Source organism: Sulfurospirillum halorespirans DSM 13726 (assembly GCF_001723605.1).
GTDB classification, from domain to species: domain Bacteria; phylum Campylobacterota; class Campylobacteria; order Campylobacterales; family Sulfurospirillaceae; genus Sulfurospirillum; species Sulfurospirillum halorespirans.
In genome coordinates, this window is the sequence record NZ_CP017111.1 from 1,659,876 (window position 1) to 1,686,829 (window position 26,954).

Sequence of the window (26,954 nt, forward strand, 5' to 3'; positions counted from 1 at the left end):
ACAAGATAAAATATAAAAATAGTCTATCCTCATTATTTTATCAAAAGACCAAGGAATCCTCCTCATGAACAAAACACCAAACGATTCCAAAGAGCTGTTTGCCCTCAACAAACCTAAAGGCTATCTGGTCACGCGCTCGGACGATCTTGGGCGCAAAACCGTGTATGATCTTTTGCCTGAGTGGGCTTTTAGTGATGGGTGGATGCCCATCGGACGACTTGATTTGGAATCGAAGGGGCTTTTACTCTTTACGACCAACAGCAAAATAAACCACGCATTGACCACGCCTAAAAATTGCATCAAGGTCTATGAGATTTGGGTGAGAGGTCACGTGAGCGATGAGCATATCGCAGAGGCGTTAAAAGGGGTGCAAAGCCCACATGGTCTACTCAAAGCGCTTGAAGTCGAAAAAATGGGTATGGGAGGTGCGAAAACAAAACTCAGGGTCAAAATCGACGAAGGAAAAAATCGGCATATCCGAAGGCTTTTTGGAGCGCTGAAAGATCCAAAATTTGGCACGCCTTTAAAGGTTTTGGAGCTGAGTCGTGTGAGCATTGGGAGTTTTAATCTCGACATCAAAAGCGCTGAATGGCGTTATCTCTCACAAGAAGAAGCGAAACTGCTCCTTGAAAATCTTGATTAAAGCCGAAGCACACTTTTTTACATGTAATCTCATCACCATTTTCCAACATTATCACAAAGGACTTTTAGACATATGACATCAATTGAAATGGATTTTTTCCAGTGGCTTGGCTTTGCAGGGATGATTTGTATTGTTATCGCCTATTTTTTGTTACAACTTGGTATGTATGATATTCATGCCTTAAACTATCAGCTTCTTAATCTTATAGGTGCGATTGCGCTCATTATTTCTCTTTTGGTCCATTTTAATTTAGGGTCATTTTTAATTGAAGTTTTTTGGATTATGATTACGGTGTATGGCATCTTTAAAACAGTTCGACATAAGCGTAAAAACGCCCAAAAGACTAAAGATCAACGCTAAACTTTCAACGTCTTACATGTAAATATTTTACGACTCAAAAGTCTTTACATGTAAAGACAAAAACGGCTTTTTCCTCCAACCCTTATTTCCCAAAATCAGACTCAATATTTTATCTCCATCAAGCATAAAAGGATTACAATGGAGTCATGTCAACTAGATAGAAAGGATTTTTCATGAATGACAACATTGCGATGTACTTTGCTAAGCTTTTAGCCGAAGTAGGAATTAAGAGAATATGGGGAATTACAGGTGATTCTTTAAATGGATTGAGTGATAGTTTAAAAAAATTGGGACAAATTGAGTGGATGGGAACACGTCATGAAGAAACAGCGGCTTTTGCGGCTGGTGCTGATGCGAAAGTGAGTGGTAAGATCGCCGTTTGTGCAGGCTCATCAGGACCTGGAAACTTGCATCTTATCAACGGTCTTTTTGATTGTCACCGAAATGGAGTGCCTATTTTGGCGATTGCTTCGCATATACCTTCGAGTGAAATCGGAAGTGGGTATTTTCAAGAGACGCATCCTGAAAATTTATTTAAAGAGTGCAGTGTTTATTGTGAGTTGGTCTCGACTCCTGAGCAGATGCCTTATATTTTAGAAACGGCGATCAGGCAAGCTATTTTAAAAAAAGGTGTCAGTGTCATCGTCATTCCGGGTGATATTTTGCTTCGACCTATGCCAAAAGATGCTAAATATTTGTGGAGCGAGCCGCGTTTTCCAAAGGTGATACCAAGCAGTGAGGACATCAACGAACTTGCGAAGATTTTAAATGACAATCAAAAAGTAACGTTTCTGTGCGGGGCAGGGTGCAGTGATGCTCATGATGAAGTGATTGGGCTTGCAAAACTTCTCAACGCTCCCGTTGTCCATGCGCTCGGAGGCAAAGACTCCATGGAAGGGAACAACCCAAACAGTGTCGGTATGACAGGACTTATCGGGTATGAATCGGGTTATTATGCGATGGAAAGCTCCGATGTATTGCTCATTTTAGGCTCGGCATTTCCGTATAAAGCGTTTTACCCACAAAATGCCAAAATCGTTCAAATCGACATCAAACCAGAAGCCCTAGGAAGACACACCCAAATCAATTTAGGCATGGTAGGCGATATAAAATCGAGCTTGGAACTTTTAGTGCCAAAAATCAAACAAAAAGAGAATGACACCTTTTTAAAAAGTGCCTTGGAACACTATAAAACAACGGTTGAAAAGTTTGACAAATTAGCCAGTGGAGACAGCAAAGAGGGGTTGATTCACCCGCAATATTTGACAAAACTGCTTAACACCTATGCGAATGATGACGCGATATTTACGTGCGATGTCGGCACACCTACGGTTTGGGCGGCGCGGTATATAAACATGAATGGAAAGCGAAAACTGATCGGTTCTTTCAGTCACGGTTCAATGGCAAATGCTCTTCCACAAGCCATCGGAGCAAAAGTGAGCAGTCCTGAGAAACAAGTCATTGCCTTGTGTGGCGATGGCGGTTTTGCGATGCTCATGGGCGATATATTGACACTGACTCAGCATAAAATCAAAGCAAAAATCGTGATTTACGATAATAGCTCACTAGGATTTGTCGCCATGGAGATGAAAGCGGGCGGGTACTGGTACGACAACACAGAATTAACCAATCCAGACTTCGCCGCAATCGCAAATGCCGCTGGCATTAAAGGCATTCGAGTCGAAAAACCTGAAGATTTGGAAGAGCGCGTCAAAGAGTTCCTTGCCTATGATGGCGCCGCCTTGCTTGATGTGACCATAGCAAAACAAGAGTTGGCAATGCCTCCAAAAATCTCTTTTGAAAATGCAAAAGGGTTCGGCATCTACATGCTAAGAGCGATTATTAACGGCAAAGGCGATGAATTGATCGAAGTGGCGAGAGAGAATTTAATACGCTAAAATGGAGTAAAGGTGACAGGTTCTTATAACTTGTCACCTTTTTTAGGTTTAGTTTTTTGCTACAATCATTTGGTAAAAGTTAGCAGAGAAATCTTTACATGTAAAGAAAATTAAAAGTTTAAACCTTTTTTTCATTTAGGAGCGTTTAATATGACATTAACCCATAAAATCAAAATTGACATCATCTCTGATGTTGTTTGTCCTTGGTGTCTCATCGGCTATAAGCGTTTAGAGCAAGCTATGAAAGAACTGGACGTGGAAGATAAATTTGAACTCGTTTGGAATCCGTTTGAGCTAAATCCAACGATGTCTCTTGAAGGCGAAGATGCCGTTTCCTATTTGGCACACAAATACACTATGAGCGTAGACCAAGTGAAGTCTACTCAAGCATCTATCACTAAAAATGGAGCCGAACTGGGATTTATATTTAATTACTTTGATGGAATGAAAACGGTTAATACACGCAATGCCCACATATTGCTAGATTTTGCAAAAGAATTTGGAAAGCAAACTGAACTCAAAACCAAACTCTTTAGTGCTCATTTTACAGAGAAAAAAGATATATCGAGCCGTTATATTTTAGGAGAACTTATTCAAAGTATAGGATTAGACAAAGATATATTTTTGGCAAAACTGGATGAAGAGAGTGCAAGAAAAAAAGTACAAGATGCAGAAGAGTATTGGCATAAACAAAACATATCTGCGGTTCCAACGATGATCTTTAATAACGAAATGGTTATGAATGGTGCCTATCCTGTGGGAACCTATAAAAAAGTTCTAACAGAATTACTGGAAAAAAGGTTAAAAAAGAATTAGAAGTAACCATTTAACGTTTACATAATTTAGAGTCTTTTTACATTCTTATCCCATTTTTTAGCTTTACATGTAACGCTATTTTCTACTTGCAATCATGGTGCATTAAAAAAAAACAAAAGGGCTACTTTAAATATTTTCCCTTCATAATTTTAATTTCCATTAATCTAAGTAAAGATAAAATTTCGCTCAAAAGGTATTCAGGTGACTCGTTCTCACCAGAATATTTAACATAATTTTGGGGTGTCGCCAAGCGGTAAGGCTCTGGTTTCTGGTACCAGCATTCAGGGGTTCGAATCCCTTCACCCCATCCACTTCTTTACTTCAAACAAATTCAAAATAATTTACATGTAAAGCGATTCTGCACTTGCTATAATAGTGCATCTTAAAAAATAGGGCAATTTGATGTTAGATTACCAAACGATTCTTGACGAAATTTTGCATGAGATTACGCCTTATTTAGGTGAGGGAAGGGTGGCTTCGTACATACCTGAGCTTGCGCGTGTTGAGCCAAGTTCCTTTGCGATGTCGCTTATGTGCGTGGACGGAAGCCAGTTTCATGTGGGTGAATATGAAAAACGCTTTTCGATTCAGAGTATTTCAAAGCTTTTTACACTTACTTTGGCGATGCAATTAGCGAATGATTCACTGTGGGAGCGCATCGGCAAAGAACCTTCGGGCACACCTTTTAATTCACTCGTCCAGCTCGAATACGAACATGGCATCCCTCGCAATCCTTTTATCAATGCAGGAGCGCTTGTTGTCACTGATGTCATTTTAAGCCATCTTCAAGACGCGCATCAGAGTGTTTTGGAATTCATTCGCACGCTTTGCGCAAAAGATGACATCAATTTTGACTTTAGCGTAGCAAAGTCTGAAGAGCAAACAGGTTTTCGCAACCATGCCATGGCGAACTTCCTCAAAAGCTTTAACAACTTAGAGCATGAGCCTTCTCGCGTGCTGAACGCGTACTTTCATCACTGCTCCATCGCCATGAGTACGCAAGAGTTAGCCAAATCGGCACTCTTTTTATCCAACGGTGGCATTCAGCCTTGGAGCGATGCACCCATCTTAAATGCACGCCAAACCAAGCGCATCAACGCCTTGATGTTGACGTGTGGCACGTATGACTCGGTCGGAGATTTTGCGTACCGTGTGGGATTGCCTGCGAAAAGTGGCGTCGGTGGTGGCATTTTAGCTACACTTCCTGGGAAATTCAGCTTGTGTGTTTGGTCGCCACGACTCAATGAAAAAGGCAACTCGTTTGCAGGTACGAAAGCGTTAGAGCTTTTTACTACAAAAACAAAGCTTTCGATCTTTTAGTGGTTTTTTACGTACCCGGATACATTCAAAATGGAGCATTATTACCTTTTTTCATTGGCTTTAAAAAAAGCAATCAAATCCTCTTTCAGCAGTGGCTTTGCAAAATAATAGCCTTGAAATCTATCGCATCCAAACGAGTGCAATAATGCTCGCTGCTCTTTGGTCTCTACCCCTTCAGCTAAAACTTGCATATTGAAATTTTTCCCAATCGCTATAATATTTTGCACCATTTTTTGAGTCGCTTCATCTTCGACAATGGTATCAATAAAACTTTTATCAATTTTAAGCTCATCAATGGGCAATTTTCTAAGCATACTCAAGGAAGAGTATCCTGTACCAAAATCATCCATAGAAACTTGAATATCTGCCTTTTTAATATCGTGTAACAACGGTAAAATATAATCAATATCTTCGATCAATAGATTTTCAGTAATTTCGATGGTAATCGAAACTTTGCTCATGTGACTCTCTTGAATCGCGTGTAAGAAATGCTCTAAAAAACCTACTTCCATGAATTGACGCACAGAAATATTAATAGATGTTTGAAAGACAACGCCCAATACGGTTTGAACCTCTTTAATGTCTTGTAATGTACGAGTAATTATAAAACGACCAATTTTGCCCATTTGCCCCGATTTTTCAGCCACAGCAATAAATTGATCGGGTGGAACCATCCCTAATGTTGCATTGTTCCAACGCGCTAAAGATTCAACTCCATACAGACGTCCATCTTGGTCAATTTGAGGTTGATACACCATAAATAACTCATTTTTCTCTAGCGCTTTTTTGAGTTCGAGCTCTATTGAAATATTTCTAAGGTAACTTTCTTGCATCGTATTGGCAAAAATATGTGCATTATTTTTGATCTTTTTAGATTCATACATCGCAATATCCGCAGCTTGCAGAAGTCTATCAAGGTTTTCACCGTGTTCAGGGTATTTGGCGACACCAATACTTGCACCCACGTTTAACGTCAATTTATCTAGGTAGTAAGGTTTTGAAACCGTCTCAATAATGCGGTAAGCAAGTTCAAGTAAAGCTTGATCGTGCGTTAAATGTGTAAAGATGACAAATTCATCACCACCATGCCGAATAATAATAGAATCTTCAGGAACAACGGTTTTAAGGCGTTTTGAGAGCTCCACTAAAAGAGTGTCACCGCACTGATGACCAAAACTATCATTGATATTTTTAAAATGATCCATATCGACATACAAAATCGAAAAACTTGGAGCACTTTCAAAAAGCCATTTAGTAATGTTTTTTTGCAGATAACTTCGATTGGGAAGCGTTGTGAGCGGATCATATGTCGCTTGAAAAATCAGATCAGCACTACGTTTTGCATCGGCTTTGGCAATGATTCTAAAAAGGAAAAAGAATCCCACAACCACAAAACTATAAATCAAAAGGTAAAGTGACAAACTTTTCAAAAAATCATTTTTGATGATTTCTAATGGCAAACGTACATGGATCCAAAGCTTATAAACTTTGTCATACTGAAGGGATAGTAGATACGTTTTTCCATTCGTTGCCGTATAGAGGAAAGAGAGCATAGTCTCATGTTCTTTTGCATCCTCTATGGTGACATTGAGTGAATCCATGATGGCTTTTTTAAGCCTTTCTTTTGAAGAAGAGGCCAGAGGAGTGAGATAAATTTGATGATTTGATTCATCTGAATTTGGAGAGACATACTGAAAATAAAAATCTTCGTCTCGAAGAATCGAGATGAAATAATTATGGGATTTATCGACATTTGCAACAAAATTGCCAAAGGTATCTTCGACCCTCAATGCGGCTGTAATAATCGTTACGATATTTCCTTTATCGTCACGAATGGCCTTGCGAATGGGCGTTATCCACTGATTGATAGGAGCAAAATAATAGGTACGTCCAAAAACCATGTGATGGCTTTTTAGCGTTTGAAGAAACGAATCTCGACTCGTTTCTTGGTTTAAAAGATTGGGAAATTTAGAAACATCATAGCCACCACTGACAAACGTCATCGTTCCACTCGGTGTTACAAGGGCGATCGCATCCATAGAAGGATTATCTAAAAGTGTCGAATTTAGGGTTGCCATGGAGCGAGGATTGTTTTTATACTGAGGATCTTCTAAAAAACGGTTACCAACAACATTAAGAACGGTCTCTTGTGTCTTAAACAAAGAACGTGTCGAACTCGCAATGATACTAACCATATTTTCTTGTGATACTTGATACTCTCTATAAATATGTTTCCAACTCATATACATCAATGTCGCCAATAAGATTAAAGAAAAAAAACTTAAAACGTAGAAAAGGAGCCAAATGTTTTTTTTCAAAATTGCCATACATTATCCTTGGATCAAAATTTTTAGAGGCTTTTTTATTGTACCATTTTTGTATTCTAAAGAGGAATCAAAAAGCACTTTTTACATCTTTTTTAATGCTGCCAACCACACTTTGGGCGTGATGCCATACCACTTTTTAAAGGCTCTTAAAAAGGGACTTGGTTCGGCGTAGCCTAGGTAGGAAGCGATGGTTGGGGTATCCAGTCCTTTTTGGAGGTAGTGCGTTGCTAATTTTTGACGTACTTCACCTAAAAGCGCTACAAAACTGACTCCTTCTTCTTTGAGCTTTTTTTGAAGGGTTCGTGGGTGCATGCCGATTTTGCGTGCTACGCTCTCTAATGAGACGTCGAGCTCTCCTGTGGCGATGAGAATGTAGCCTAAGACTTGATCTTTGAGGCTTCCGTGTACGCTCATGCCCAAGCTTTGTTCTGCCTCTTTTTCAAAGACACTGAGCAAGTAAGGATTGTCAAAACTCGTTTTCATTTTTAGTTGTGTTTGGTCAAAAAAGAGAGCATTTTCGACCTCATCGAAGAGAATGTTTTCACCAAATACGCTCTGATACGCTTTTACATGTAAAGGTTTCGCGTGCCGAAACGTCGTCTGTTTGGGGAAAATGGGATGGGGGATAATTTTGTTAATGAGATGGAGCAGGGCACTTAAATGGATCTCGGCACTGTACTTTTCAAGGTGCGTCATTTCGCCCTCTTTGTGAATGAAAAGCGTGAGTTTTGCCCCTTCTTTTTCAGGCACAAAAAGAGGTTTGAGCGTTTTTCCGATAAGCGGATAGTAACGACACAATTTAATGATCGCCTCTTCAACCGTGCGTGAATGCAGCATCAAATAGCCCAAAACGCCCAGATTATTAGGTGTAACCGATTCGGCAAATTTAAAGAGTAGTCCCGCATCGCCAGAGCGTGCGATCGCTTCTTCGATCAGTTCATGAAGGTACGATGCTCTGATCTTTCCACCTTTTACATGTAAAGATTGCAGAGTGATGTCGCGCACCTTCATAAACGCTGTTGCATCGTACGCATAGTTCTTGGTTAAAAAAGAGAGAATCACCAAAAACGCTTCCGCAGGAGCCTGTTTAAAATCATCGAGTCGCAAAATGTCATCCCTTGAGTCGTAAAATGTCACTGGAAATTTCTGGGCAGATTATATACTAACGAGCATTAACCCTGCTTAATAAGGAACCAAAATGAACACCTACAGCGTTGTACTCGCATTTCACGTTATCTCCATCGCAACGTGGATGATTATGCTTGTGTATTTGCCCAAACTTTTTGTCTACCACATCACAGCAACCCGTGATGCACAAGTACAAATTGCCGTGCAAGAGAGCAGTCTTTACAAAGTTGGCACCATTGCAATGATCTTATCGATCAAGTTCGGGCTTATCTTACTCTACCTCAATCCGTACCTGCTCAAAAGTGGAGGGTGGTTGCATCTTAAGCTTACGTTGGCGGCATGTATGGTGGTTTATCACTTTACATGTAAGAAATTCATCACGCAATTTGCGAAGGAGAGGGTTTCTCAAAACCTGCGATTTTTCAGGGTTTTTCGTGTCATTCCTGAGATCACGACAGCGCTGATTATACTTCTTACGATCATCAAGCCATTTTAATATTTGGCTTGAAATTCCATTGACAATCTTCTTTAAAAAATGTACTATTTCAAAAATGAATGACCGTCAGTCATTATTGAAAGGGAGTAGATGGCACGTATTATAGACAAAGAAGAAAAACGACTTGATATTGCCAGCGCATCGATTGAATTGTTTGCGCGAAAGGGCATTGCACAGACCAGCATCGAGGAGATTGCCAAAAGTGCGGGTGTTGCCAAAGGAACGATATATCTCTACTTTAAAAACAAAGAGGAGATCATTCTTACTATTTGGGACATGTTAGCCTCGCGCCACCAAGAGGTATTTCAAGCGCGCATTACCGAAACGATGAGCGCCAAAGAGAAAATCTTGGAGCTTTTTAATTTCAGTGAATGCAAAGAAGAACACGACAAAGAAGACCTCTTGACCCTTTACCAACACTTCTTAAGTACCATGCTCATTGATAAAACAGGGCTTTACACCAATTATTTTGCAACGATTTGCCAAAGAGATTATGACATTATCTTTCAGTGTATTCAAGAGGGTATTGCCAAAGGAGAGCTTGAAGTACACGATGTGGACAAACTCACCAATACCATTATTATTTTCATGGAAGGTGTTGTCATTCGATCCAAAATGAACAATTTTAATTTTGAACAAACACAATTACATTTAACCCAACATATTGCCTTTTTACTCGATCAATACCTAAGGAAAGAACCATGCAAAAACTAACCCTTTTATGCCTCTTTCCACTGTTTATTTTTGCGGGAAATTTACCTGAACTCGTAAGCCTTGCAGAACAAAACAAACACGTGGAAGCTTCACGTTATAGCTTAGAAGCGGCAAAAGAAAAAGAGTATGCCACGAAAAGTGGTTATATGCCCAGCCTCAGTTTAGGGGCAAATCAAACCTACAACCAAGAAGAGAGCATACTTTATCCAGAACGTAGCAGGACAGGTTCTGCCACACTCTCCTTTACCATTTACGATGGTGGGAAACGTGAAGCACTGTTTGACCAACAACAAGCCCTTGTGAAATCCGCTACATTTTCACTCTCATCGGTGCAAAATGATGTCTCTTTGAACGTCATCTATTATTATTACAACTACATCAGCACCCTTGCAAGCAGAGAATCAACCTTGCAAAAGATGGAACAACTCGAGGCAGAACGCTACCGACTTGACAAATACCTCTCTGTAGGCAGTGCAACCGCCGATGAGCTTCAAAAGATCATCTCAACCATCGAGCAAACCAAGGTCGATCTTTTAACCCTAGACAACACGCTCAATAACATCTCAAACACCCTCGAATATCTGACAGGAAAAGAGGTAAATGTAGAATCAGGCTCTACCATAGCCTTTCAAGAAGGAAAAGTGGAAGATGCCACACGTTTTGATATTTTGGCGTTAGAACAGAGTGCGCAAAGTGCCAAAGCCGAAGCTAACGTCGCCAAAGCACCGCATCTTCCAACCATTAAAATTGAAGACACCTATTCACGTTTCAAATACGACTACGCCAACCCTGCATGGGAAACAGACGCGGATCGTCAAAATACTGTGCAACTCTCACTAGAATGGAAAATCTTTGATTTTGGTTCTACTTCTGCTACCTATCAAGCGGCACAAAAGACGTATCTTTCCAAAAACAGTGATTTGGCGTATGAAAAAGACAAGGCCAAAGCGAGTTTTAAAAGTGCTCAAAACAGCTATAAAACAGCGCTTGCAAAGATAGAAGCAGCTCATGCAAAACTCACCGCATCTGAAATGACCTACGAACTCGTTAAAAAGAAATTTCAACAAGGCATCGTCAACAACGTCACGTATCTTGACGCTCTTAGCGATAAATTCAATGCCAAATCCCAGCTTCAAACAGCCTTGAATGAAGTGGAATACCAAAAAGCCGTCTTACTCTACGAAATGGGTAAAGAGATAAAAGGAACCATCCAATGAAAAAAATGTTAATCACCACTCTGTTTATGTTTCAAGCCCTCATTGCAGGGGAAGTTTATGCAACGTTTGATGTTGTCAGCGAGAAAAGCTCCGAGCTTGGACTCTCCCTTTCAGGCGTTGTTGGTGCTTTACATGTAAACGTTGGCGACCGTGTCAAAAAAGGTGATTTGCTCCTTGCTTTAAATAATGTACAAGAGAAAAATGAGTATGAAAGTGCTCGCAAAAATGCAGAACATTCCGTCAAAACGTACGAACGCTACGCCAAGATAGCGGATGTCATCGACAAAGAGAAGATGGAAAATTATCTTTATGATAGAGACATTCAGCTTTTAACCGCTCAAAACAAAGAGATTATCTTCAAAAAAACAGAACTTCGCGCTCCGTATGATTTGGTGGTGAGTAAGAAAAACACGGAACTTGGAAATATCGTTTTAAGTTCTCAAACTAAACTTTTAACAGTTGAGAGTACGCATGATGTCAAGCTTGTGCTTAAATTCGATGAAAAGTACTGGACCCAAATCAAAGTAGGGCAAAAATTTACCTATAAAGTCGATGGCAGCGATAAAAAACACGAAGGGGTCATCAGTAAAATCTACCCAACCATTTTAGCCAGTACACGTGAAATGCAAGCCGAAGTCAAAGCGGTCGATCTGATGCCAGGTCTGTTTGGCAACGGCACGATCAGCGTGGAATAAGCAATGTATAAATTAGCGATCAACCGTCCCATTACGACCCTAATGGGGGTTTTAACCTTCATCGTCTTTGGTTTGATGTCCTACAACACGATGCCCATCAACCTTTACCCTAATGTTGACTTTCCAATTGTCACGGTTCAGACTATTTACAATGGCGCTGATCCTTCCACAGTTGAGACAAAAGTTACCGACAAGATCGAAGAAGCAGTTTCTGGCGTGGATGGCATCGACAAGCTTATGTCGACCAGTTATGAAGGCTTTAGTGTTGTTACGATTCAGTTTAAGCTGACCAAAAACATCGACATAGCAACCAACGATGTCCGCGATAAAATCGGCGCACTCAATCTTCCCAGTGAAGTTGAAAAACCTGTGGTAAAAAAACTTGGTGCAACGGGTGGTGTTATAAATCTTTTTGTGGCGAGTGATGGTCATAATGACATCGCTTTGATGCGGCTTGCCGATGAAAAGCTGAAACCAAAACTCCAGAGGGTTAAAGGTGTGGGTGAAGTCAACATCATCGGTTTTCAAGAGCGCGAAATTCGCATCTTCCTTGATCCTTTTTTACTGAACAAATACAATTTAAGTGCCTCCGATCTTAGTGGCATTGTTTCGGTGCAAAATGTTAAACAAGGTGCTGGAAAGATGATCAACAAAGATCAAGAGATCATCATCAAAGCTGAAGGCGACGCGGAAAATATTCAAGAGATTGAGAATCTTTTGGTCAAACCAGGTGTTCGCCTCAAAGATATAGCGACCATCATTGATGGGCTCAGCGATGCGAAAAGTTTTTCTTCCTACAACGGACAAAGAGGAGTTACGCTCGAAGTTAAAAAAATCGCAGGTGAAAATGTGCTCAACATCATCACAGGCGTTAAAAAAATCATGCCTGATTTGCAGCTTCTTGCAGGGAAAAACAACGAAATTAAGATTTTGCAAGATCAGTCTGAAAAAATTATGGTCAACATCGACAATGTACGCTTTGACCTGATTTTTGGTGCTTTTTTATCGATTATCATCGTTTTTGCCTTTTTACGCAATGTGACGGCTACAATTGTCTCTGCACTTGCCATTCCTACGTCGGTCATTGGTACGTTTGCGATTATGAACGCGTTAGGATACGATCTCAACCGTCTGACACTCATTGGTCTCACCCTTGCCATTGGTATCTTTATCGATGACGCGATCGTTGTGATTGAAAATATTATGAAAAAGATGGAAGAGGGCATGAAACCCTTTGAAGCCTCGTTTGAGGGTATCAAAGAGGTGGCATTTTCCATTTTGGCGATCTCTTCCGTACTTTTAGCAGTATTTATTCCTGTCGCGTTTATGGATGGCATCGTGGGTATGTTCTTTAACTCCTTTGCGATGACCGTGGCTTCGGGTATTGTCATCTCGTATCTGGTGGCGGTTATGTTTGTTCCCTCCATTGCAGCGCGTCTTTTAAATGCCAAAGAGAGTAAATTTTACCATGCCACCGAGCCCATCTTAAAAGCAGTCGATAAAGGGTATGTGGCACTTTTAAAGCCACTGCTTCGCTTTAAAACGCTGACGGTTTTGGCAACATTTGGATTTTTGATTGCCTCGATGACACTCAAAGTGGGTATGGATTTTCTTCCGATGCAAGACAACAGCGAATTTCAGATCACTATTAAAGGCCCTGTGGGTATCAATCTTGAAACAATGAAACAAAAAGTGATTCCGATTGATGAGATGCTTAAAGACGATCCGTCTATTTCGTACTCTATCGTCTCTATCGGGTATGATTCTGCGCAAAGTATCCATAAGGCACGTATTTACGTGAAGCTAAAACCGGTTAAAGAGCGCACGATTTCACAACTTACACTGATCGAGCAGTACCGCGACAAGATGAAAAATGCCAAAGATTTGGTTATTGCGGTTGAAAAAGTCGATGATTTTAACACAGGTGGCACCACCGCACCGCTGCAAATCGTTCTCACGGGTGATCGTTTTGAAGTCTTGGATGAAACGTCTACGAAACTGATGGAGTTTTTAAAATCAAATCCAGGCATTGTCGATGTCGATCAAGACTATGAGAGTGGCAAACCTGAGATGAAAGTAAGTATACTTAGGGAAAATGCCCAAAGAGTAGGAGTAAGTGTCAAAGAGATCGCCGCTGTTTTAGGCTCAGCGTACTCAAGCGATAGCGCCATCTCGTACTATGAGGACAATGGCAAGCAGTTTGACATTACAATTCGTTTTAGGGATGATTTTAGAATGTCGTTGGAAGATATGAAAAAACTTCAAGTCAAAAATGCCAATGGCGATTTTGTGGCGCTTGAAGGGTTGATCGCCTTTGAAGAGAGTTTAGGCACAGCGTCTATTAACCGTTTTGATCGCGAACGAAAAATCTTAATTACCGCCAATATCGTAGGAACATCCCTCGATAAAGTCGTTGCGCTTGTCGAAGAGAAGATGAAAGAGATCTTGCCAGAGGGCTATCACTACCGTTTTACGGGCGATGTTGAAAACATGAATGACACAGCAACAGCCTTTGGTACCGCGGTTCTGTTAGCCGTTATTTTGATCTATTTGATTTTAGCCGCACTCTATGAGTCACTCATTCAGCCCTTTATTATCATGATCTCTATGCCACTTTCGTTAACGGGAATTATGGTAGCGCTCTATTTAAGCGGGTATACGTTCAGTCTTTTTGTTATGATTGGTATTATCTTGCTTTTGGGAATGGTGGGGAAAAATGCGATTTTGGTGGTTGACTTTGCAAACCGTGCGATCAAAGAGGGTAAAAAGATCGATGAGGCACTGTTAGAAGCGGGCGAAAAACGTCTTCGTCCTATTTTGATGACCACCTTTGCGATGATCGGCGCGATGATGCCATTAGCCTTTGGCAGTGGAGCAGGGCATGAAGCCAACGCACCGATGGCACTTGCCATTATCGGTGGACTTTTAAGTTCAACTGTTTTAACCTTACTGGTCGTTCCTGCCATCTATAAGTTCATGTATCCGATGGATGCGTGGCTTCGTAAATGGTACGAAAAAGGTACGATTTAAACGTTACATGGAAAGGGGTGAAATTCCCCTTTACGCCTTATTTATTGCGTTTGCGATCTTTTTTGACTTGCTTCGCTTTGGCTTTTGCTTTGGCTTTTTGAGCATCGCTCGGTTTTGCTTTATCCGAGTTTACTGCACCAACATTGGCCTGTTTTCCCTCGTAAGGAACGGTATGCTTTTGGAGTGTTGCTAGACCTGCAAGTTTGTAGCCATTTTCCATTTTAACGCTATTGTTGAGTAATCCGCCCATTATGTGTCCTTCATGATACTTAAATGTGATTGGAGAAAAATCGTTGAGAGTTTCGTAACGATAAGCGCTATTATACTTTATCCTTGCTTTAAGCCATGTAAAAGCGTTTACATGTAAAGAAGAGGGCTCTTATTTCAGCCTAATTGATTACAATAGCGGCTACTATTTTTTTACATGTAAAAGGGAACGTATGCTAGAGCAAAACCTCATAACCATGCAACAGATCGACTACGAGGTCGAATTTCACAAGCTTTTAGCCAAATACATCGAACTTCAAGACAAATATAACAAGTTGATTGAGTCCAATTGACTCCTTTACATGTAACGCAGAAGAGGGCACGCAAAATGCCCTTTTGAATGTGTTTAATGGCTGTTGAGAATGCTCAGAGTTTTTTCATACACACTGAGTTTGCCAAGTTCCGCTTTGAGCCCATCGGTCAATTGCGATTGCGATCGTAGCTCTTTGGATATGATCTGACTTTTTTCTGCCAGATTTTCCATATCGGAAGAGAGCGCGTTGCTTTTAGAGGAGACTTCCAAGAGACCACCACTCACACTACTCATGGTTTTGCTGATATTTTCAACCGCTTGGATGATGGTACTCACCGACACATTGGTCTCAGAGAGACTTTTTTGCGTACGTTCTGCAAGTTTACGCACTTCATCGGCAACGACAGCAAAACCACGTCCATGCTCACCCGCACGCGCCGCTTCTATTGCCGCATTGAGTGCTAGTAAATTGGTTTGATCGGCAATGTCAGAGATGACACTTAAAACAACACGAATATCGCGGACATTGTTGGTAAGATTTTCCACTTCATGGAGAAGATTGGCATTGTCAACACTTCCTTTTTCCATGCTCGAAGCAAACACAACAAACTCTTTTTCCACCGATGAGAGTTGCGTTTCGATCGCATCAATGGCACTCACAGCGTTTTGAAGCGTTTCACCCATGGTCTCAATAACAGGCATGCTCTCTTTCATTTGAGCCAACATTGCTTTGTTGATGGTATCGACCATGTTTTGGCGATTGATCTTTCGTAGTAAAAAATAGCTCTTAAATCCAGCGTATTTCTGCACAAAATTATCAACATAGTCATCTTCAAAATTAGCACCTTCTATCTGATAGAAAAAGATCGCGGTCAAGGTTTGGTTGACATTGACCCCTAAAAGCTCACCAAAAGTCGAAAAACCAGCCACGGGAATCTCATTAAAGACAGAGAGCTGATTGATCTCACGCGTATTGCACAAACGTCTTAAAATACAGTCATTGAAAATCGCGCCAATGGCTTTGGGCTTGTTATGGCAAAACTGCGCAAAATCATAGTTTGTGGTCTGCACAAAGTCTGTTTTTTCAAGCAAAAGAAGCTCTTCACCTGCCTCAATGTCACAGTAAAAATGGATCGTCTCATTGGGTACATCAAGAGACGCGATGGAGCGAATATAGATCTCACCATCAATTTCAATCCCAAAGGTATAATTGGCAAGTTTAGCATTGAGTTCACTCGCAGAGCATCTAAAATGGGTTGTTAACGCAGAGATGCCGCCAACGCTCATATTGGTACTTCGATCTAAAAAGGCACGCACTGTACGCGTAATCGGATTGGCATCCAAAACGGTAAACGAAATAGACGTTTTTCTAAAATTTTGACTTTTAAAAACACCAAAACGATACTGCGGTGTCAGTTTCATAAACGTCACTACCGCATGGTGCCTTAAGGTTCGCGTTCCATCGTAAATGTAGGTGTTTTGAAAGTCCAGCTTACCACCCGCACTGCCACCGATAAGCAAACACGGGAATTTTGCCACATGGTACACCGCTTCCATAAAAAAACTCTCACTCGCACTGAGTCCATCGATGAGCGTGTAACCCAATGTATCATCCGAGCGCATTTTGAAAGGCACGCGCACCTTTTTGACCTCTTCAGCAATCAAAGCAGAACGCTGCGCTGCTGTTTTGCCACTCGTTGCCATATCTTCGCTTTTTAGAGGAATGGAAGCAACATACACATCACTGATGATTTCGGGAGAAAAAAGCATTAAAACAATGTTATCGCCTTCACCAGCAGATGCTGAAGAATAGAGTGAGGGAAGGGGAGTTTCACCATGAAGGCTACACAGTTCGCCCGCCGTTGTTGAGAGAATCAACATTGCCTCAGGAGGAAGCGCTTGTTTGAGTTTTGATGCAATTGCGTTAAAATCCAAAGAGGGAGAGACAAAACCTAAAACAACTTTTGGTTTAAACAAAATAGTTTTAAAAGCGGTGGAAATGGATTGTTCTTGAAGACTTAAAGTTACAATAACATGACCCGTAGATGAGGCGTTAAAGGCTGTTTGCTCGGATGAACGAAAAAAACTAAACATGGCACTTCCTTATTAGAATAACTTATGTTTTTCATAGTAAATTCATACTAACTCACCAACCATAAAGATGTACTTAAACATCTTTTGCACACACACATTGACAAATAGACCATCTCAATTCAGTAACGATCGTTTTATTAATTATTGAAAACTGTAATTTTCAAAGTTAATATAGAGAAGTATAATTGATAATTTTACATTACGTTCGTAGCATGAAAATAGCCTATTTAAGTAGGTTCACTTATGTATCTTAAATAAAGTTTTGGAGAAGTTACGAAGTGGATACAAGAAGCTATCAATGAATATTGGTAGCTTCTTGTCTTTTGAAAGTTAGATGCCCAAATCTTGGCGTTTGAAATACTCTTGTCCAACTTTACACAAAGGACACGCTTTGGGTGCTTTTTTACCTCTATGGATATGTCCACACACTTCACAGACCCAAATCTCTTCTTCGGCATCTTCAAAGAAACCATCTTCTCTCATCGCATCTTGAAGCGCTTTGTATTCGCGTTCATGTTCAACTTCTACTTTACCAATGGCGTTAAAAAGACGTGCAAGCTCTTTGTGTCCTTCTTCTTCTGCAATTTTTGCAAAATTGGGGTACATCGTTTCATGCTCATAATGTTCACCTGCCATTGCACTATCAAGGTTTTTAAGCGTTATCTCTGTCTCTGCGCCATCTACAAGTTTATGGTAGGCTTTAAACTCAGCTCTTGCGTGCCATTTTTCATTTTCAGCGGCTTCTCTAAAGTGACGAGAGATTGCATGCCAGCCCTCTTCCAAGGCAATGTCTGCAAATAGGTCATATTTATTACGCGCTTGAGATTCTCCCGCAAATGCTTTCATCAGATTGACCGCTGTAAGATCTTCGGTGATACATGCCATCTCTTGACCACAACAGGTAAGTTTACCGCCACCCACATTTTGAACTTCCACTTCATTCCCGCATTTACTGCATTTGTATGTCTCGTACTGTCTCATTCTTGCTCCTTAAAATTTATAGTGACATTCTAATCAATTCTTACTTAAACAATAATAAATTGTAATTAATAATTTTTATCGTCTAAAGAATTCCTTTTTTAGTGAAAAAATCTTCAATCACTTTAGCCGCAAACGCTTTGTCGTACATGTAAAGCTCTTGCCATGTCTTACCTTCTAAAAAACTCTTTGTACCAATGTCATATTTTGCTTTGACCTGTTGGACAAACTCTAAGACAGCGCTGAACAAAAGTGCGTACTGAGCAGCAGTAAATTTTTTGAGAAGGTCGAACAAGCGGTAATAATTGACCATTTTTTTACTCGATTCTTCGACCATGCGAAGCGACCAAATGCGCCCTGCAAACTCATGTTGGTACTCAACACCTGTGCGAATCTGCAAGGAAAATTCTCTCAGTCCTTGTAAAAATGTCTCTTTGGGTAAAAAATCGGTGGTATTGTGGAAAAACAGATAGATACTAAACAAAAAAAGATCTTCGACGCAAGGCGCATACGCTCTAATCTCTGTATACGTCTCTTGTTCGACACTCAACTGCATTCGAAGATACGCCAGGTGCTTAACGCGCCAGTTATCTTTTTGCTCTGCCCTCTTCTGCCACTCAATCAATGTAGGTCTCGGTATATCGTAACGCTCAACTAAAGGCTTGTAAGATGTCTGCATCGCTTACTCCCAAGTCAGAATGGACTATTCTATTACTTTTTTTGAAATATTTCAATACTTAGGGGTTATTTGAAAGAAAGAGAAGAAAAATGTATACCATTGGTTAATGATGAAAACAGATGGTATACATAAAAAAGAGACTAGATATGGAAGTGTTTTAAAAAGGCAGGATTGTTTTCAACCAAACCAAGCTCTATCAGGCGCAAAATCGTTTTTTGATCGCAATCAGTGTCTTTTGGCCACTCTCTGGTGTAGCCATCAAGATCATTTTTGGTCGTTGCATCAATGCCAATAAACTCCTCTTCGACAAAAATGTCGCGAAGTGCATCGATGTTATTGACCACGCGCCAGATCAGCATATAGGCATTATCCACGCTATTGCCCTCATTATCCACCACGATCAAAAGTTTCATATGCTCTTTTAAAGGTTTGAGCGCTTCATACACCTCTTTACCTGCCCTCTTCTTAGAAATGGTCATAACGGTAATCGGTGTTTTCGTCTGTGTTTTGTACTGTTTGAGCGCAGAAACTTCGGGAACCAAGGTTGTGACCTTAAAAAGAAGATCTCTATCGCTCAAAATGGTTTTTGAAGGCGCGTCGATCACACCACCGGTACAATCCACACCGAGTTTCCCACCAAAAAGAGCATTTGGAGAAGCGTGATCCAGCGCGTCGCACACACCTTCGCTAATAAGCAAGCGTTTCGCACTGACGCGATTTAAGATGTAGTCGCTCAAAGGCTCGTAATCATCTAAGTCAGGAGCATTTTCATCGACAAAAATGGCGTGTTTAACAAAACTCATCTGTCCTACACCCCAAAACGCGTGCATAAACTGTTTTGCATGTCCAGGATAGAGCACATTCATCTTGGCTAAAATGAAGTTATGAAACACACCATTTTCAGGCATGTTGTAATCAATGAGATCAGGAGCTGTCGTTTTTAAAAGCGGTAAAAAGATGCGCTCCGTTGCCCAACCCATGTATTTATCTTCCAAAGGAGGTTTCCCCACAACGGTCGCTTGATAAACAGGTTTTTCTTTACATGTAATGCAGGTCACATCCATCACAGGATACGGCTCTTTAAGCGTGTAATAGCCTGTATGATCGCCAAAAGGTCCTTCGATCTCCATAAGGCTAGGATCAACCCAACCCTCAATAACAATATCCACATCTTCAGGCACATAAATAGGATTGGTCAGTGATTTGACAAGGCGAGCACTTTTGTCTTTGATAAAACCATAGAGTAAAAGTTCAAACATCCCAATCGGCATCGGCGCTTGTCCGCACCAAATATAAAGTGGATCGCCCCCAATTCCAATGCTCACAGGCATTTTTTTACCCGCTTTTTGGTATTCATGAAAGAAATGTGCGCTATCTTTGTGAATCTGCCAGTGCATACCCAAACGGTTTTTATCGTAAACTTGCAAGCGGTACATACCTAGATTTTGTTTCGTTCCATCCAAACTTTGTGTGTAAACCTGCCCCATCGTGATAAACGGACCACCGTCTTCGCTCCATGTGGTTAAAATGGGGAAAGCATAGAGATTTGGCTCGTCATACACTTTTGTTTGACAAACACCCTTACCTTTCAGTCGTTTTGGAAGCGCATTTTTAAGATTAAACAGTGTGCCGAGCATGCCCATTTTATCCATAAAAGACGTTGGCGGTTTCATGTGCATGAGTGATTCGATCTGCTTTGCCACGACGTTGGGATTTTTACCAAAAATAAGCTCGGTCGCTTTATCGGAGCCAAATACATTCATCAGCACTGGCATATCAAAGCTCTTACCCAGTCTTTTACTCACAGGTTTGGTAAATAAAAGCGCTTTTGAATCCGCTTTTTTGACTTCAATATAAGCCAAATGCGGAATTTCTAGATCAATATCAAGCTCAGTATCGATTACATGTAAAAGATCGTTTTGGCGTAGAAGGTCAATGATTCGCTGCATTTTCTGCCTTTAAAAAATTTCGTTTAGCGCGATCTGTTCCGCACGTTCCAAGAGCGCTTTCGCTCCTCTATCAATGACTTTTTGTGCCAATGCTTTGCCCACACTTGCATACTCTGCGCGTGTGGTGGTTATCGCTTCGCTGAGCATTTCAGAGCCATCGGGAAGTCCTAAAATCGCTTTTACATGTAAAGCATCGCCACACAATTCTGCGTTCACACCAATAGGCACTTGGCAACCGCCTTCAAGGATGGTGACAAAGTCGCGCTCTACGCGTGTTTCGATGATGGCATCTTCATCATTCAGCACGGAGACCAAACGTTCAACCTCGGCATCGCAGACAATTTCAATCCCAAGTGCGGCTTGCCCAGAAGCGGGGATCATTACCTCTTTGGAGATAGGCGTAAAATAGTTCACCTCTGCGCTCAAACCCAAACGGTTAATGCCTGCACTGGCTAAGATGATCGCATCAAATTCACCCTCTTTGAGCTTGCGAATACGGGTATTGACATTGCCTCTAAGATTTTTGATCACAAAATCAGGACGAAGTTTTAAAAGTTGCATGCGACGTCTTAAACTCGTCGTTCCAACGACCGCTCCAAGAGGAAGCGCTTCTAACGAAGCATATTTTTCAGAAAGCATCGCATCGCGGACGTCTTCACGCTTGGTGATGACGCCCAGTTTTAAACCCTCTGGAAACGCCATAGGAACATCTTTGAGACTGTGTACAGCAATGTGTGCTTCACCACGAAGCATCGCCTCTTCAAGCTCTTTGGTAAAGAGCCCTTTGCCGCCAATTTTTGCTAAAGCGACATCTAAAATTTTATCGCCTTTGGTCATCATAACGGAAAGTTCGACCTCAAGACCAGGATGCGCTTTTTCAAGTTCCGCTTTGACAAATTCGGACTGCCAAAGGGCAAGTTTACTTCCACGGGTTGCAATAATGAGTTTTTTCATTTAGACTCTTTTATAAATTTTCTGTAGCTTCGTTTTGTATCGTCTTTTTTACCATCCAGATAGATGGTTGGCGTACCATTGACCATGAGTGCTGTGGCAAGCTCGTGGTCTTGGTTTAGTTTTTGAAGAATGTGCGCTTGATTGATCTGATCAACGGTGAAATTTTTATTTAACGCTGTGTTGAAAAGTTCTAAAATTGCCTTTTCATCGCTGATTTTTATATCAAAAAACTCTTTGTACACTTTCTTTACAATCGCTTTATCACCCTGCTCTTCGGCTAAAATCATCGCTTTCACCAATGTAGGCGCTGCTGGGTGAATGTTGAGTGGAAAATGGTAGTAAAACAGTGCAAACATTTGCGGATTGGCTTCCACATCGGCAATCACTTCGGGTAAAAAATCCATACAAAAAGGACAGAGAGGGTCACTAAAAACAACGAGTTTATGCGGTGCATTAAGATTTCCTGCTAAAAGATGCTCTTTATTATACGCGGAAGCATCTACATCGAGCGAATAACTCCCTTTAATGCTTCGACCACTGCCAAGATCAGCAAAATCTTTACTCAAAATTTTACCATCGGTAAAGACCATGTCATTGACGGAGAGTTTTTTGCCCTCTTGCTTAGTCAAATTAAGATCAATTCGGACAAAATAGACCATCCATTCGGGCATCTCTTTCATCGCCTCTTTTTTGACAATCACCACTTTATCAAACGTATAATTTTCATTAGGCGCAATAGATTTTTGTAAAAATGTCGTTACTTTGGTATCAAGATCAGAAGCAGTAACGGCGGCAAAAAGCGTACTACTGCTTAAGCTGATGGCTATCGTCAATAATTTCAACATCAATGATCTCATCGTGATCTCCTTGTTTAAAATGCGTTGTTGTGGGGGTTTCATCTTTTACATGTAAGAATTTTGAAACGATTAAAGTCACCAGTGAGCTAAACTGTAAAAGTAAGCCTACTATATCGCCTAAAAAGCCTGGTAATATCAATAAAATGGCGCCTACAATCGCCCAAAGATTGAGTCTTTGAAATGAAGAGGGGCTGATCTCGCCTTGCATCAGAGCACTGAGGTTTTGCATCAGAGTTAGGCGGAAATTGGCAAGCAAAATTCCACCTAAAAGGGCTGAAATAACAAGTTCACCAAACGTTGCCATCACCCCAATCTGAGAGCCAATATTTAAAGAGACCATCACTTCTAAAAAGAGATAGATCAAAAAATACTTCACGCTAAAAGCTCCCTTAGTTTTGCAAGGGCATCTTCTTTTTTGACAACAGTTTTCTCCAATGTTTTTCGCTCAACAATCTCAACAAATCCCTCATCAAGCTCTTTCCCCACAATCAGTGCGTAAGGAAGTCCAATGAGTTCATAATCTTTCATTTTAAAACCAAAACGCTCATTGCGATCATCTAAAAGTACATTCAAGCGCTCCGCTTTTAAAGCCGTATACATCTCTTCCGCATACGCACTTTGAGCCTCATCTTTACCATTAGAGACAATGATGTCTAAAAGGTATGGAGCGGTTTGTTTATTCCAAATGCACCCTTTTTCATCATGACTTGCTTCGATCATCACAGCAACCAAGCGACTCACGCCAACACCGTAGCAACCCATAAAGAAAGGTTGTGCTTTACCATTTTTATCTAAAAAAGTTGCGCCCATTGCTTTAGCGTATTTTTGTCCGAGTTGGAAGATGTGCCCTACTTCAATGCCTTTGGTCACTCCAAGCTCTCCGCCACAACACGCACAACGATCATTTGCTTTAACACTCACAAGGTCTTTATAGCGATCTTCGTTAAAGTTAAACATGGAGACACCGACCATGTGGAAGTCTGTTTCGTTGGCACCGCAGATAAGATTTTTAGCCTCTTTGAGCTCTAAATCTATGTAAAATTTTACACATTCTAGTCCAATCGGTCCTATAAAGCCGGCTTTGAGCCCTGCTCTCTCGACCTCTTCCAAAGAAGCATCTAAAAGATCCAACGCACCACACGCATTTTGTGCTTTGGTCTCTTGAAGTTCGTCATTGCCTCGTACAAAGAAAACAACCACCTCCTCTTTATCGACATAGACGGCTTTTTTAACCACCGCTTTAATGCTGTAAAAAGGATCAACTTTGAAAAAATTGCAGACATCCTCAATGGTTTTCATATCAGGCGTTTTGAATTTGGAAAGATTGGCTTCAGGAGCTTCTTCTGTCGTGGTTTTAGGCGCACGTTTTGCCGCTTCGATGTTCGCAGCATACGAGCATTGTTGGCACACAACGATGTCATCTTCCCCGTTTTGTGCGAGCACCATAAACTCTTTACTCCCACTACCACCAATGGCGCCACTGTCCGCTTCTACGGCTCTAAAATCAAGTCCTAAGCGTGTAAAGATTTTGGTATACGTTTTTTCCATGACATCAAATTCTCTTTTCATACACGCTTCATCTTCATGGAAGCTGTAACCATCTTTCATCGTAAATTCGCGACCTCGAAGCAGTCCAAAGCGAGGACGCGCTTCATCGCGGAATTTTGTGGTAATTTGATACAAATGCAGAGGTAATTGTTTATAGCTATTGATGCGGTTGCGAACGATGTCTACCACCACCTCTTCATGGGTCGGCCCTAGTACAAATTCATTCTCTTTTCGATCTTTAAAGCGACACAACTCCTTGCCAAAAACATCGTAACGACCACTTTGTTTCCAGAGTTCTGCAGGTGTGACCACATCCATTTGGATCTCTTGGGCACCTGTTTCATCCATCTCTTCTTTAACGACATTTTTGATTTTGTCAAAAACGATTTTTCCCATTGGCAAAAAGTTATACAGTCCACTTCCTACTTGCGAGATAAAACCGCCACGCACCAAGAATTGATGGCTTGGAAGTGTTGCATCTTTGGGTGCATCCTTCGTTGTTGGTGCATACAGTTTTGAAAATCTCATTTTATTCCCCCCATTTGGTATTCGCATTTGTACATATTCATGCGCTTTGTTTGGTCTTCATTAATATTAAAAATATATTGAACCGCTTGCACGATCGTGTCAGCCTCTGGCTTTTCAGCGACCTCTTTGAGGTTTTTGGTAGCGGAGTGTAAAAAAGAGTTAAAGGCATGGTGCAGTACTTTGGAAACTTGATCTTGCAACTCTTCAGGAATATACCCTTTTTTGACCGCTTTTTCGAGCTCCTGCAATGAACACTCTTTCGCATGATCACGAATCTCTTTGATGATCGGATCGACGCACATGCTTTGCAACCATTTGAAAAAGTCCATTGTTGAGCGACCGACGATGCTGTACGCAATTTTGGCTTGCTCTTCACGAAGTGACATGTTTCTCGTCACGATCTCTTCCAAATCATCGACCGCAAAAACGTGCAAATTCGCATGCTCTTTAATGTCAATATCACGAGGAACCGCGATGTCAAACCAATAGCGTGAAAACTCTTTCTCTTCGACCATGTCATCGCTAATCACACTGTGAGGTGCGCCTGTTGCGGTAAAGACAAGACGGTAACGGTTGATAAATTCTGTGAGTTTTGAATAAGGCGCTGTGGTTGCAAGCTCTCCAAGCTCTGTTGCTAAAGCCTGAGCATGCTCAAGATTGCGGTTGATGATAATGACATTGACCCCATTGGAGATCAGATGCTTGGCGGCTAGCTGACTCATCTCACCTGCGCCTACAACCAACGCACTGAGCCCGCCAATGCTGCCTAGAAGATCTTTGGCTTTATTGACCGCAACGCTGGAAACGGAGACGGGGCTTTTGGAAATGTCGGTGCGGCTTCGCACTTCTGCGGCACAGCGAAAGGCATGGTGCATCGCACGTCCTAGCTTTTGACCACAGTAGTTGTTTTCAAAGGCAAATTTAAACGCCTCTTTGAGTTGTCCTGCAATTTGCGTCTCACCAATCACCAGACTATCTAAGGAAGCACAGACCGTGAAAAGATGATGAATGGCTCCATTGTCTTCATAAATGTCCGCATGTTCTTCTAACTCTTCGCGTGTTACATTGGCAACATGGCTTAAAAGATCAAATGAATCGCCCAAAGCCGATTGGCAATCTGTGACACTTGTGATGATCTCCACACGATTACATGTAGAGAGTAAAATCACTTCATTTACCGCCGCACAGCCAATCAACGTTCCCATAAAATGGCGACATTTTTCTTCTGAATTGAACGCTAATTTTTCACGAATGCTAATATCTGTGTTTTTGTGTGTAAAACTAATCGTAAGATAGTGCATTAAAAATTCCTCTCGATCATCTCTTTTATAATGGAGCTTAAGCCCACATCTTCTTCGTTTTCAATCACGTCTAGCGCTTCCATTCCTAGCCTTCTCGCATACGCAATGGCGTCTTGGAGCGCTTTTGTTTCATTCATTTTAGTTTTAATCCACACTTTGTCTGCCTCACCAAGCTCTTGTTGAAAAAAGGAGAGAAGTTTGGTTTGATCTTCAGCGTTTAATGCGCGGTACATGTAAAGATACGGTAATGTCGTTTTGCCCTCTTTAAAATCATTTAACGAAGGTTTTCCAAGGGTTTCGCTGCTTTGCGTAATGTCTAAAATATCATCAATAATTTGAAAAGCGAGCCCCAAGTTTTTACCGTAAAGTGCATAAATATCGCCATTTTTGCCAGCAAGGAGTGCTGCGGCTTTGGCGGAAGCTTCTATGAGTGAAGCTGTTTTTTTGTAGATCATGTCAAAGTAACGCTCTTCACTCTCATTAAAGGTTTGCGAAAGCTCTACATCTAACAGTTCACCCACGGAAAGCAGTGCTACTGCATTTGCGATGCTGTACGCAACATCTTTGGGCAAAAAGGTGAGTTCACTAAAGCCTTTAGAGTAGAGGATGTCGCCTAACATAATGGCGGTTTTATTGCCAAAAAGCGCATTGATGGACTCTTCACCTCGTCTTGTAAACGCATCATCGATCACATCATCGTGCAGTAAACTTGCCGCATGAATCAACTCAACAATCGCTGCAAGTTTGAGCGAATCCTCACTGAGCCCTGCAATCTTTAAAATGAGCTTTGCGCGTAAACGTTTTCCTTTAGGAACTCTGTGAAAGAGCTCAACACTGCGTGGATCACCCAAAGAAGTGACCATCTCGACCATCAAATTTTCAACTTTTCCTAACACGTGCGT

General features: G+C 41.2%; 23 protein-coding genes, 1 tRNA gene and 1 pseudogene. 11 read left to right on the forward strand and 14 right to left on the reverse strand.

The features are described from left to right. Positions 1–64: 64 nt before the first annotated feature. From SHALO_RS08340 to SHALO_RS08365, 6 genes are all read left to right on the forward strand, one after another. Positions 65–643, forward strand: a complete 579-nt coding sequence (locus SHALO_RS08340; protein WP_069478128.1) for a pseudouridine synthase — start codon at positions 65–67, stop codon at positions 641–643. 72 nt (positions 644–715) lie between these two features. Next, positions 716–1,003: a CBU_0592 family membrane protein gene (locus tag SHALO_RS08345; protein ID WP_238585220.1), complete on the forward strand. Its 288-nt coding sequence runs from the start codon at positions 716–718 to the stop codon at positions 1,001–1,003. Between the two features lie 173 nt (positions 1,004–1,176). Continuing rightward, positions 1,177–2,901, forward strand: coding sequence for a ubiquinone-dependent pyruvate dehydrogenase (poxB, locus tag SHALO_RS08350; protein WP_069478129.1), 1,725 nt, complete (start codon positions 1,177–1,179; stop codon positions 2,899–2,901). A gap of 150 nt (positions 2,902–3,051) precedes the next feature. Then, a complete protein-coding gene (locus tag SHALO_RS08355; RefSeq protein ID WP_069478130.1) occupies positions 3,052–3,717 on the forward strand; it encodes a DsbA family oxidoreductase in 666 nt (221 codons plus the stop codon). 236 nt (positions 3,718–3,953) lie between these two features. Continuing rightward, positions 3,954–4,028 (forward strand) — tRNA-Gln (locus SHALO_RS08360). A 91-nt stretch (positions 4,029–4,119) separates the two neighbouring features. Next, positions 4,120–5,037, forward strand: a complete 918-nt coding sequence (locus SHALO_RS08365; protein ID WP_069478131.1) for a glutaminase — start codon at positions 4,120–4,122, stop codon at positions 5,035–5,037. A 41-nt stretch (positions 5,038–5,078) separates the two neighbouring features. On the opposite strand, the gene SHALO_RS08370 is transcribed toward SHALO_RS08365, so the two are convergent. Beyond that, complete coding sequence (locus tag SHALO_RS08370; RefSeq protein WP_069478132.1) at positions 5,079–7,364, reverse strand: bifunctional diguanylate cyclase/phosphodiesterase; 2,286 nt, start codon at positions 7,362–7,364, stop codon at positions 5,079–5,081. Between the two features lie 81 nt (positions 7,365–7,445). Further along, on the reverse strand, positions 7,446–8,471 hold the full coding sequence (locus SHALO_RS08375) for an AraC family transcriptional regulator (RefSeq protein ID WP_069478133.1): 1,026 nt from the start codon (positions 8,469–8,471) through the stop codon (positions 7,446–7,448). A gap of 91 nt (positions 8,472–8,562) precedes the next feature. On the opposite strand from SHALO_RS08375, the gene SHALO_RS08380 reads away from it, so the two are divergent. The 5 genes from SHALO_RS08380 (at position 8,563) to SHALO_RS08400 (ending at position 14,644) form a co-directional block, all read left to right on the forward strand. Then, positions 8,563–8,988 (forward strand): CopD family protein, encoded by a 426-nt coding sequence (locus SHALO_RS08380; RefSeq protein WP_069478134.1) that lies wholly within the window; start codon positions 8,563–8,565, stop codon positions 8,986–8,988. Positions 8,989–9,078: 90 nt separating this feature from the next. Next, on the forward strand, positions 9,079–9,702 hold the full coding sequence (locus SHALO_RS08385; protein WP_069478135.1) for a TetR/AcrR family transcriptional regulator: 624 nt from the start codon (positions 9,079–9,081) through the stop codon (positions 9,700–9,702). After that, positions 9,690–10,919: a TolC family protein gene (locus SHALO_RS08390; RefSeq protein ID WP_069478136.1), complete on the forward strand. Its 1,230-nt coding sequence runs from the start codon at positions 9,690–9,692 to the stop codon at positions 10,917–10,919. The genes SHALO_RS08385 and SHALO_RS08390 overlap by 13 nt, the downstream gene beginning before the upstream one ends. Then, on the forward strand, positions 10,916–11,614 hold the full coding sequence (locus tag SHALO_RS08395; RefSeq protein ID WP_069478137.1) for an efflux RND transporter periplasmic adaptor subunit: 699 nt from the start codon (positions 10,916–10,918) through the stop codon (positions 11,612–11,614). Before SHALO_RS08390 ends, SHALO_RS08395 begins: the two co-directional genes overlap by 4 nt. Positions 11,615–11,617: 3 nt before the next feature. Continuing rightward, the gene (locus SHALO_RS08400; protein WP_069478138.1) at positions 11,618–14,644 is read left to right on the forward strand and encodes an efflux RND transporter permease subunit; all 3,027 of its coding nucleotides are present in this window, start codon (positions 11,618–11,620) and stop codon (positions 14,642–14,644) included. A 37-nt stretch (positions 14,645–14,681) separates the two neighbouring features. On the opposite strand, the gene SHALO_RS08405 is transcribed toward SHALO_RS08400, so the two are convergent. The 12 genes and pseudogenes from SHALO_RS08405 to SHALO_RS08455 form a co-directional block, all read right to left on the reverse strand. Then, positions 14,682–14,894, reverse strand: a complete 213-nt coding sequence (locus SHALO_RS08405; protein WP_069478139.1) for a hypothetical protein — start codon at positions 14,892–14,894, stop codon at positions 14,682–14,684. 363 nt (positions 14,895–15,257) lie between these two features. Next, a complete protein-coding gene (locus tag SHALO_RS15535; protein WP_338011925.1) occupies positions 15,258–15,914 on the reverse strand; it encodes a methyl-accepting chemotaxis protein in 657 nt (218 codons plus the stop codon). Positions 15,915–16,124: 210 nt separating this feature from the next. Then, positions 16,125–17,258 (reverse strand): annotated as a pseudogene (locus tag SHALO_RS15540) (FIST signal transduction protein); the annotation flags it as partial. Between the two features lie 330 nt (positions 17,259–17,588). Next, complete coding sequence (locus tag SHALO_RS08415; RefSeq protein ID WP_025345025.1) at positions 17,589–18,239, reverse strand: ferritin family protein; 651 nt, start codon at positions 18,237–18,239, stop codon at positions 17,589–17,591. 82 nt (positions 18,240–18,321) lie between these two features. Further along, the gene (locus tag SHALO_RS08420) at positions 18,322–18,915 is read right to left on the reverse strand and encodes a hypothetical protein (RefSeq protein WP_069478141.1); all 594 of its coding nucleotides are present in this window, start codon (positions 18,913–18,915) and stop codon (positions 18,322–18,324) included. A gap of 140 nt (positions 18,916–19,055) precedes the next feature. Next, positions 19,056–20,864 (reverse strand): menaquinone biosynthesis decarboxylase, encoded by a 1,809-nt coding sequence (locus tag SHALO_RS08425; RefSeq protein WP_069478142.1) that lies wholly within the window; start codon positions 20,862–20,864, stop codon positions 19,056–19,058. A 9-nt stretch (positions 20,865–20,873) separates the two neighbouring features. Continuing rightward, complete coding sequence (gene hemC / locus SHALO_RS08430; RefSeq protein ID WP_069478143.1) at positions 20,874–21,818, reverse strand: hydroxymethylbilane synthase; 945 nt, start codon at positions 21,816–21,818, stop codon at positions 20,874–20,876. Beyond that, entirely contained in the window at positions 21,815–22,675 is an 861-nt protein-coding gene (locus SHALO_RS08435; protein ID WP_145923249.1) for a DsbA family protein, read from the reverse strand. Before SHALO_RS08435 ends, hemC begins: the two co-directional genes overlap by 4 nt. Continuing rightward, on the reverse strand, positions 22,623–23,051 hold the full coding sequence (locus SHALO_RS08440) for an FxsA family protein (protein ID WP_069478145.1): 429 nt from the start codon (positions 23,049–23,051) through the stop codon (positions 22,623–22,625). The genes SHALO_RS08435 and SHALO_RS08440 overlap by 53 nt, the downstream gene beginning before the upstream one ends. Beyond that, complete coding sequence (locus SHALO_RS08445) at positions 23,048–24,751, reverse strand: proline--tRNA ligase (RefSeq protein WP_069478146.1); 1,704 nt, start codon at positions 24,749–24,751, stop codon at positions 23,048–23,050. The genes SHALO_RS08440 and SHALO_RS08445 overlap by 4 nt, the downstream gene beginning before the upstream one ends. Then, the gene (gene hemA / locus SHALO_RS08450; protein ID WP_025345032.1) at positions 24,748–26,052 is read right to left on the reverse strand and encodes a glutamyl-tRNA reductase; all 1,305 of its coding nucleotides are present in this window, start codon (positions 26,050–26,052) and stop codon (positions 24,748–24,750) included. The genes SHALO_RS08445 and hemA overlap by 4 nt, the downstream gene beginning before the upstream one ends. Further along, the gene (locus SHALO_RS08455) at positions 26,052–26,948 is read right to left on the reverse strand and encodes a polyprenyl synthetase family protein (protein WP_069478147.1); all 897 of its coding nucleotides are present in this window, start codon (positions 26,946–26,948) and stop codon (positions 26,052–26,054) included. Before SHALO_RS08455 ends, hemA begins: the two co-directional genes overlap by 1 nt. Between the last annotated feature and the right edge of the window lie 6 nt (positions 26,949–26,954).

Coding starts and splice junctions, on each gene's coding strand:
- poxB (WP_069478129.1), top strand. CDS start 1,177: ATGAATGACAACATTGCGATGTACTTTGCTAAGCTTTTAGCCGAAGTA.
- SHALO_RS08370 (WP_069478132.1), bottom strand. CDS start 7,364: ATGGCAATTTTGAAAAAAAACATTTGGCTCCTTTTCTACGTTTTAAGT.
- SHALO_RS08425 (WP_069478142.1), bottom strand. CDS start 20,864: ATGCAGCGAATCATTGACCTTCTACGCCAAAACGATCTTTTACATGTA.
- SHALO_RS08385 (WP_069478135.1), top strand. CDS start 9,079: ATGGCACGTATTATAGACAAAGAAGAAAAACGACTTGATATTGCCAGC.
- SHALO_RS08405 (WP_069478139.1), bottom strand. CDS start 14,894: ATGGGCGGATTACTCAACAATAGCGTTAAAATGGAAAATGGCTACAAA.
- SHALO_RS08355 (WP_069478130.1), top strand. CDS start 3,052: ATGACATTAACCCATAAAATCAAAATTGACATCATCTCTGATGTTGTT.
- SHALO_RS08340 (WP_069478128.1), top strand. CDS start 65: ATGAACAAAACACCAAACGATTCCAAAGAGCTGTTTGCCCTCAACAAA.
- SHALO_RS08380 (WP_069478134.1), top strand. CDS start 8,563: ATGAACACCTACAGCGTTGTACTCGCATTTCACGTTATCTCCATCGCA.
- SHALO_RS08395 (WP_069478137.1), top strand. CDS start 10,916: ATGAAAAAAATGTTAATCACCACTCTGTTTATGTTTCAAGCCCTCATT.
- SHALO_RS08420 (WP_069478141.1), bottom strand. CDS start 18,915: ATGCAGACATCTTACAAGCCTTTAGTTGAGCGTTACGATATACCGAGA.
- SHALO_RS08445 (WP_069478146.1), bottom strand. CDS start 24,751: ATGAGATTTTCAAAACTGTATGCACCAACAACGAAGGATGCACCCAAA.
- SHALO_RS08415 (WP_025345025.1), bottom strand. CDS start 18,239: ATGAGACAGTACGAGACATACAAATGCAGTAAATGCGGGAATGAAGTG.
- SHALO_RS08345 (WP_238585220.1), top strand. CDS start 716: ATGACATCAATTGAAATGGATTTTTTCCAGTGGCTTGGCTTTGCAGGG.
- hemC (WP_069478143.1), bottom strand. CDS start 21,818: ATGAAAAAACTCATTATTGCAACCCGTGGAAGTAAACTTGCCCTTTGG.
- SHALO_RS08390 (WP_069478136.1), top strand. CDS start 9,690: ATGCAAAAACTAACCCTTTTATGCCTCTTTCCACTGTTTATTTTTGCG.
- SHALO_RS08400 (WP_069478138.1), top strand. CDS start 11,618: ATGTATAAATTAGCGATCAACCGTCCCATTACGACCCTAATGGGGGTT.
- hemA (WP_025345032.1), bottom strand. CDS start 26,052: ATGCACTATCTTACGATTAGTTTTACACACAAAAACACAGATATTAGC.
- SHALO_RS08365 (WP_069478131.1), top strand. CDS start 4,120: ATGTTAGATTACCAAACGATTCTTGACGAAATTTTGCATGAGATTACG.
- SHALO_RS15535 (WP_338011925.1), bottom strand. CDS start 15,914: ATGGTCGATACCATCAACAAAGCAATGTTGGCTCAAATGAAAGAGAGC.
- SHALO_RS08435 (WP_145923249.1), bottom strand. CDS start 22,675: ATGAGATCATTGATGTTGAAATTATTGACGATAGCCATCAGCTTAAGC.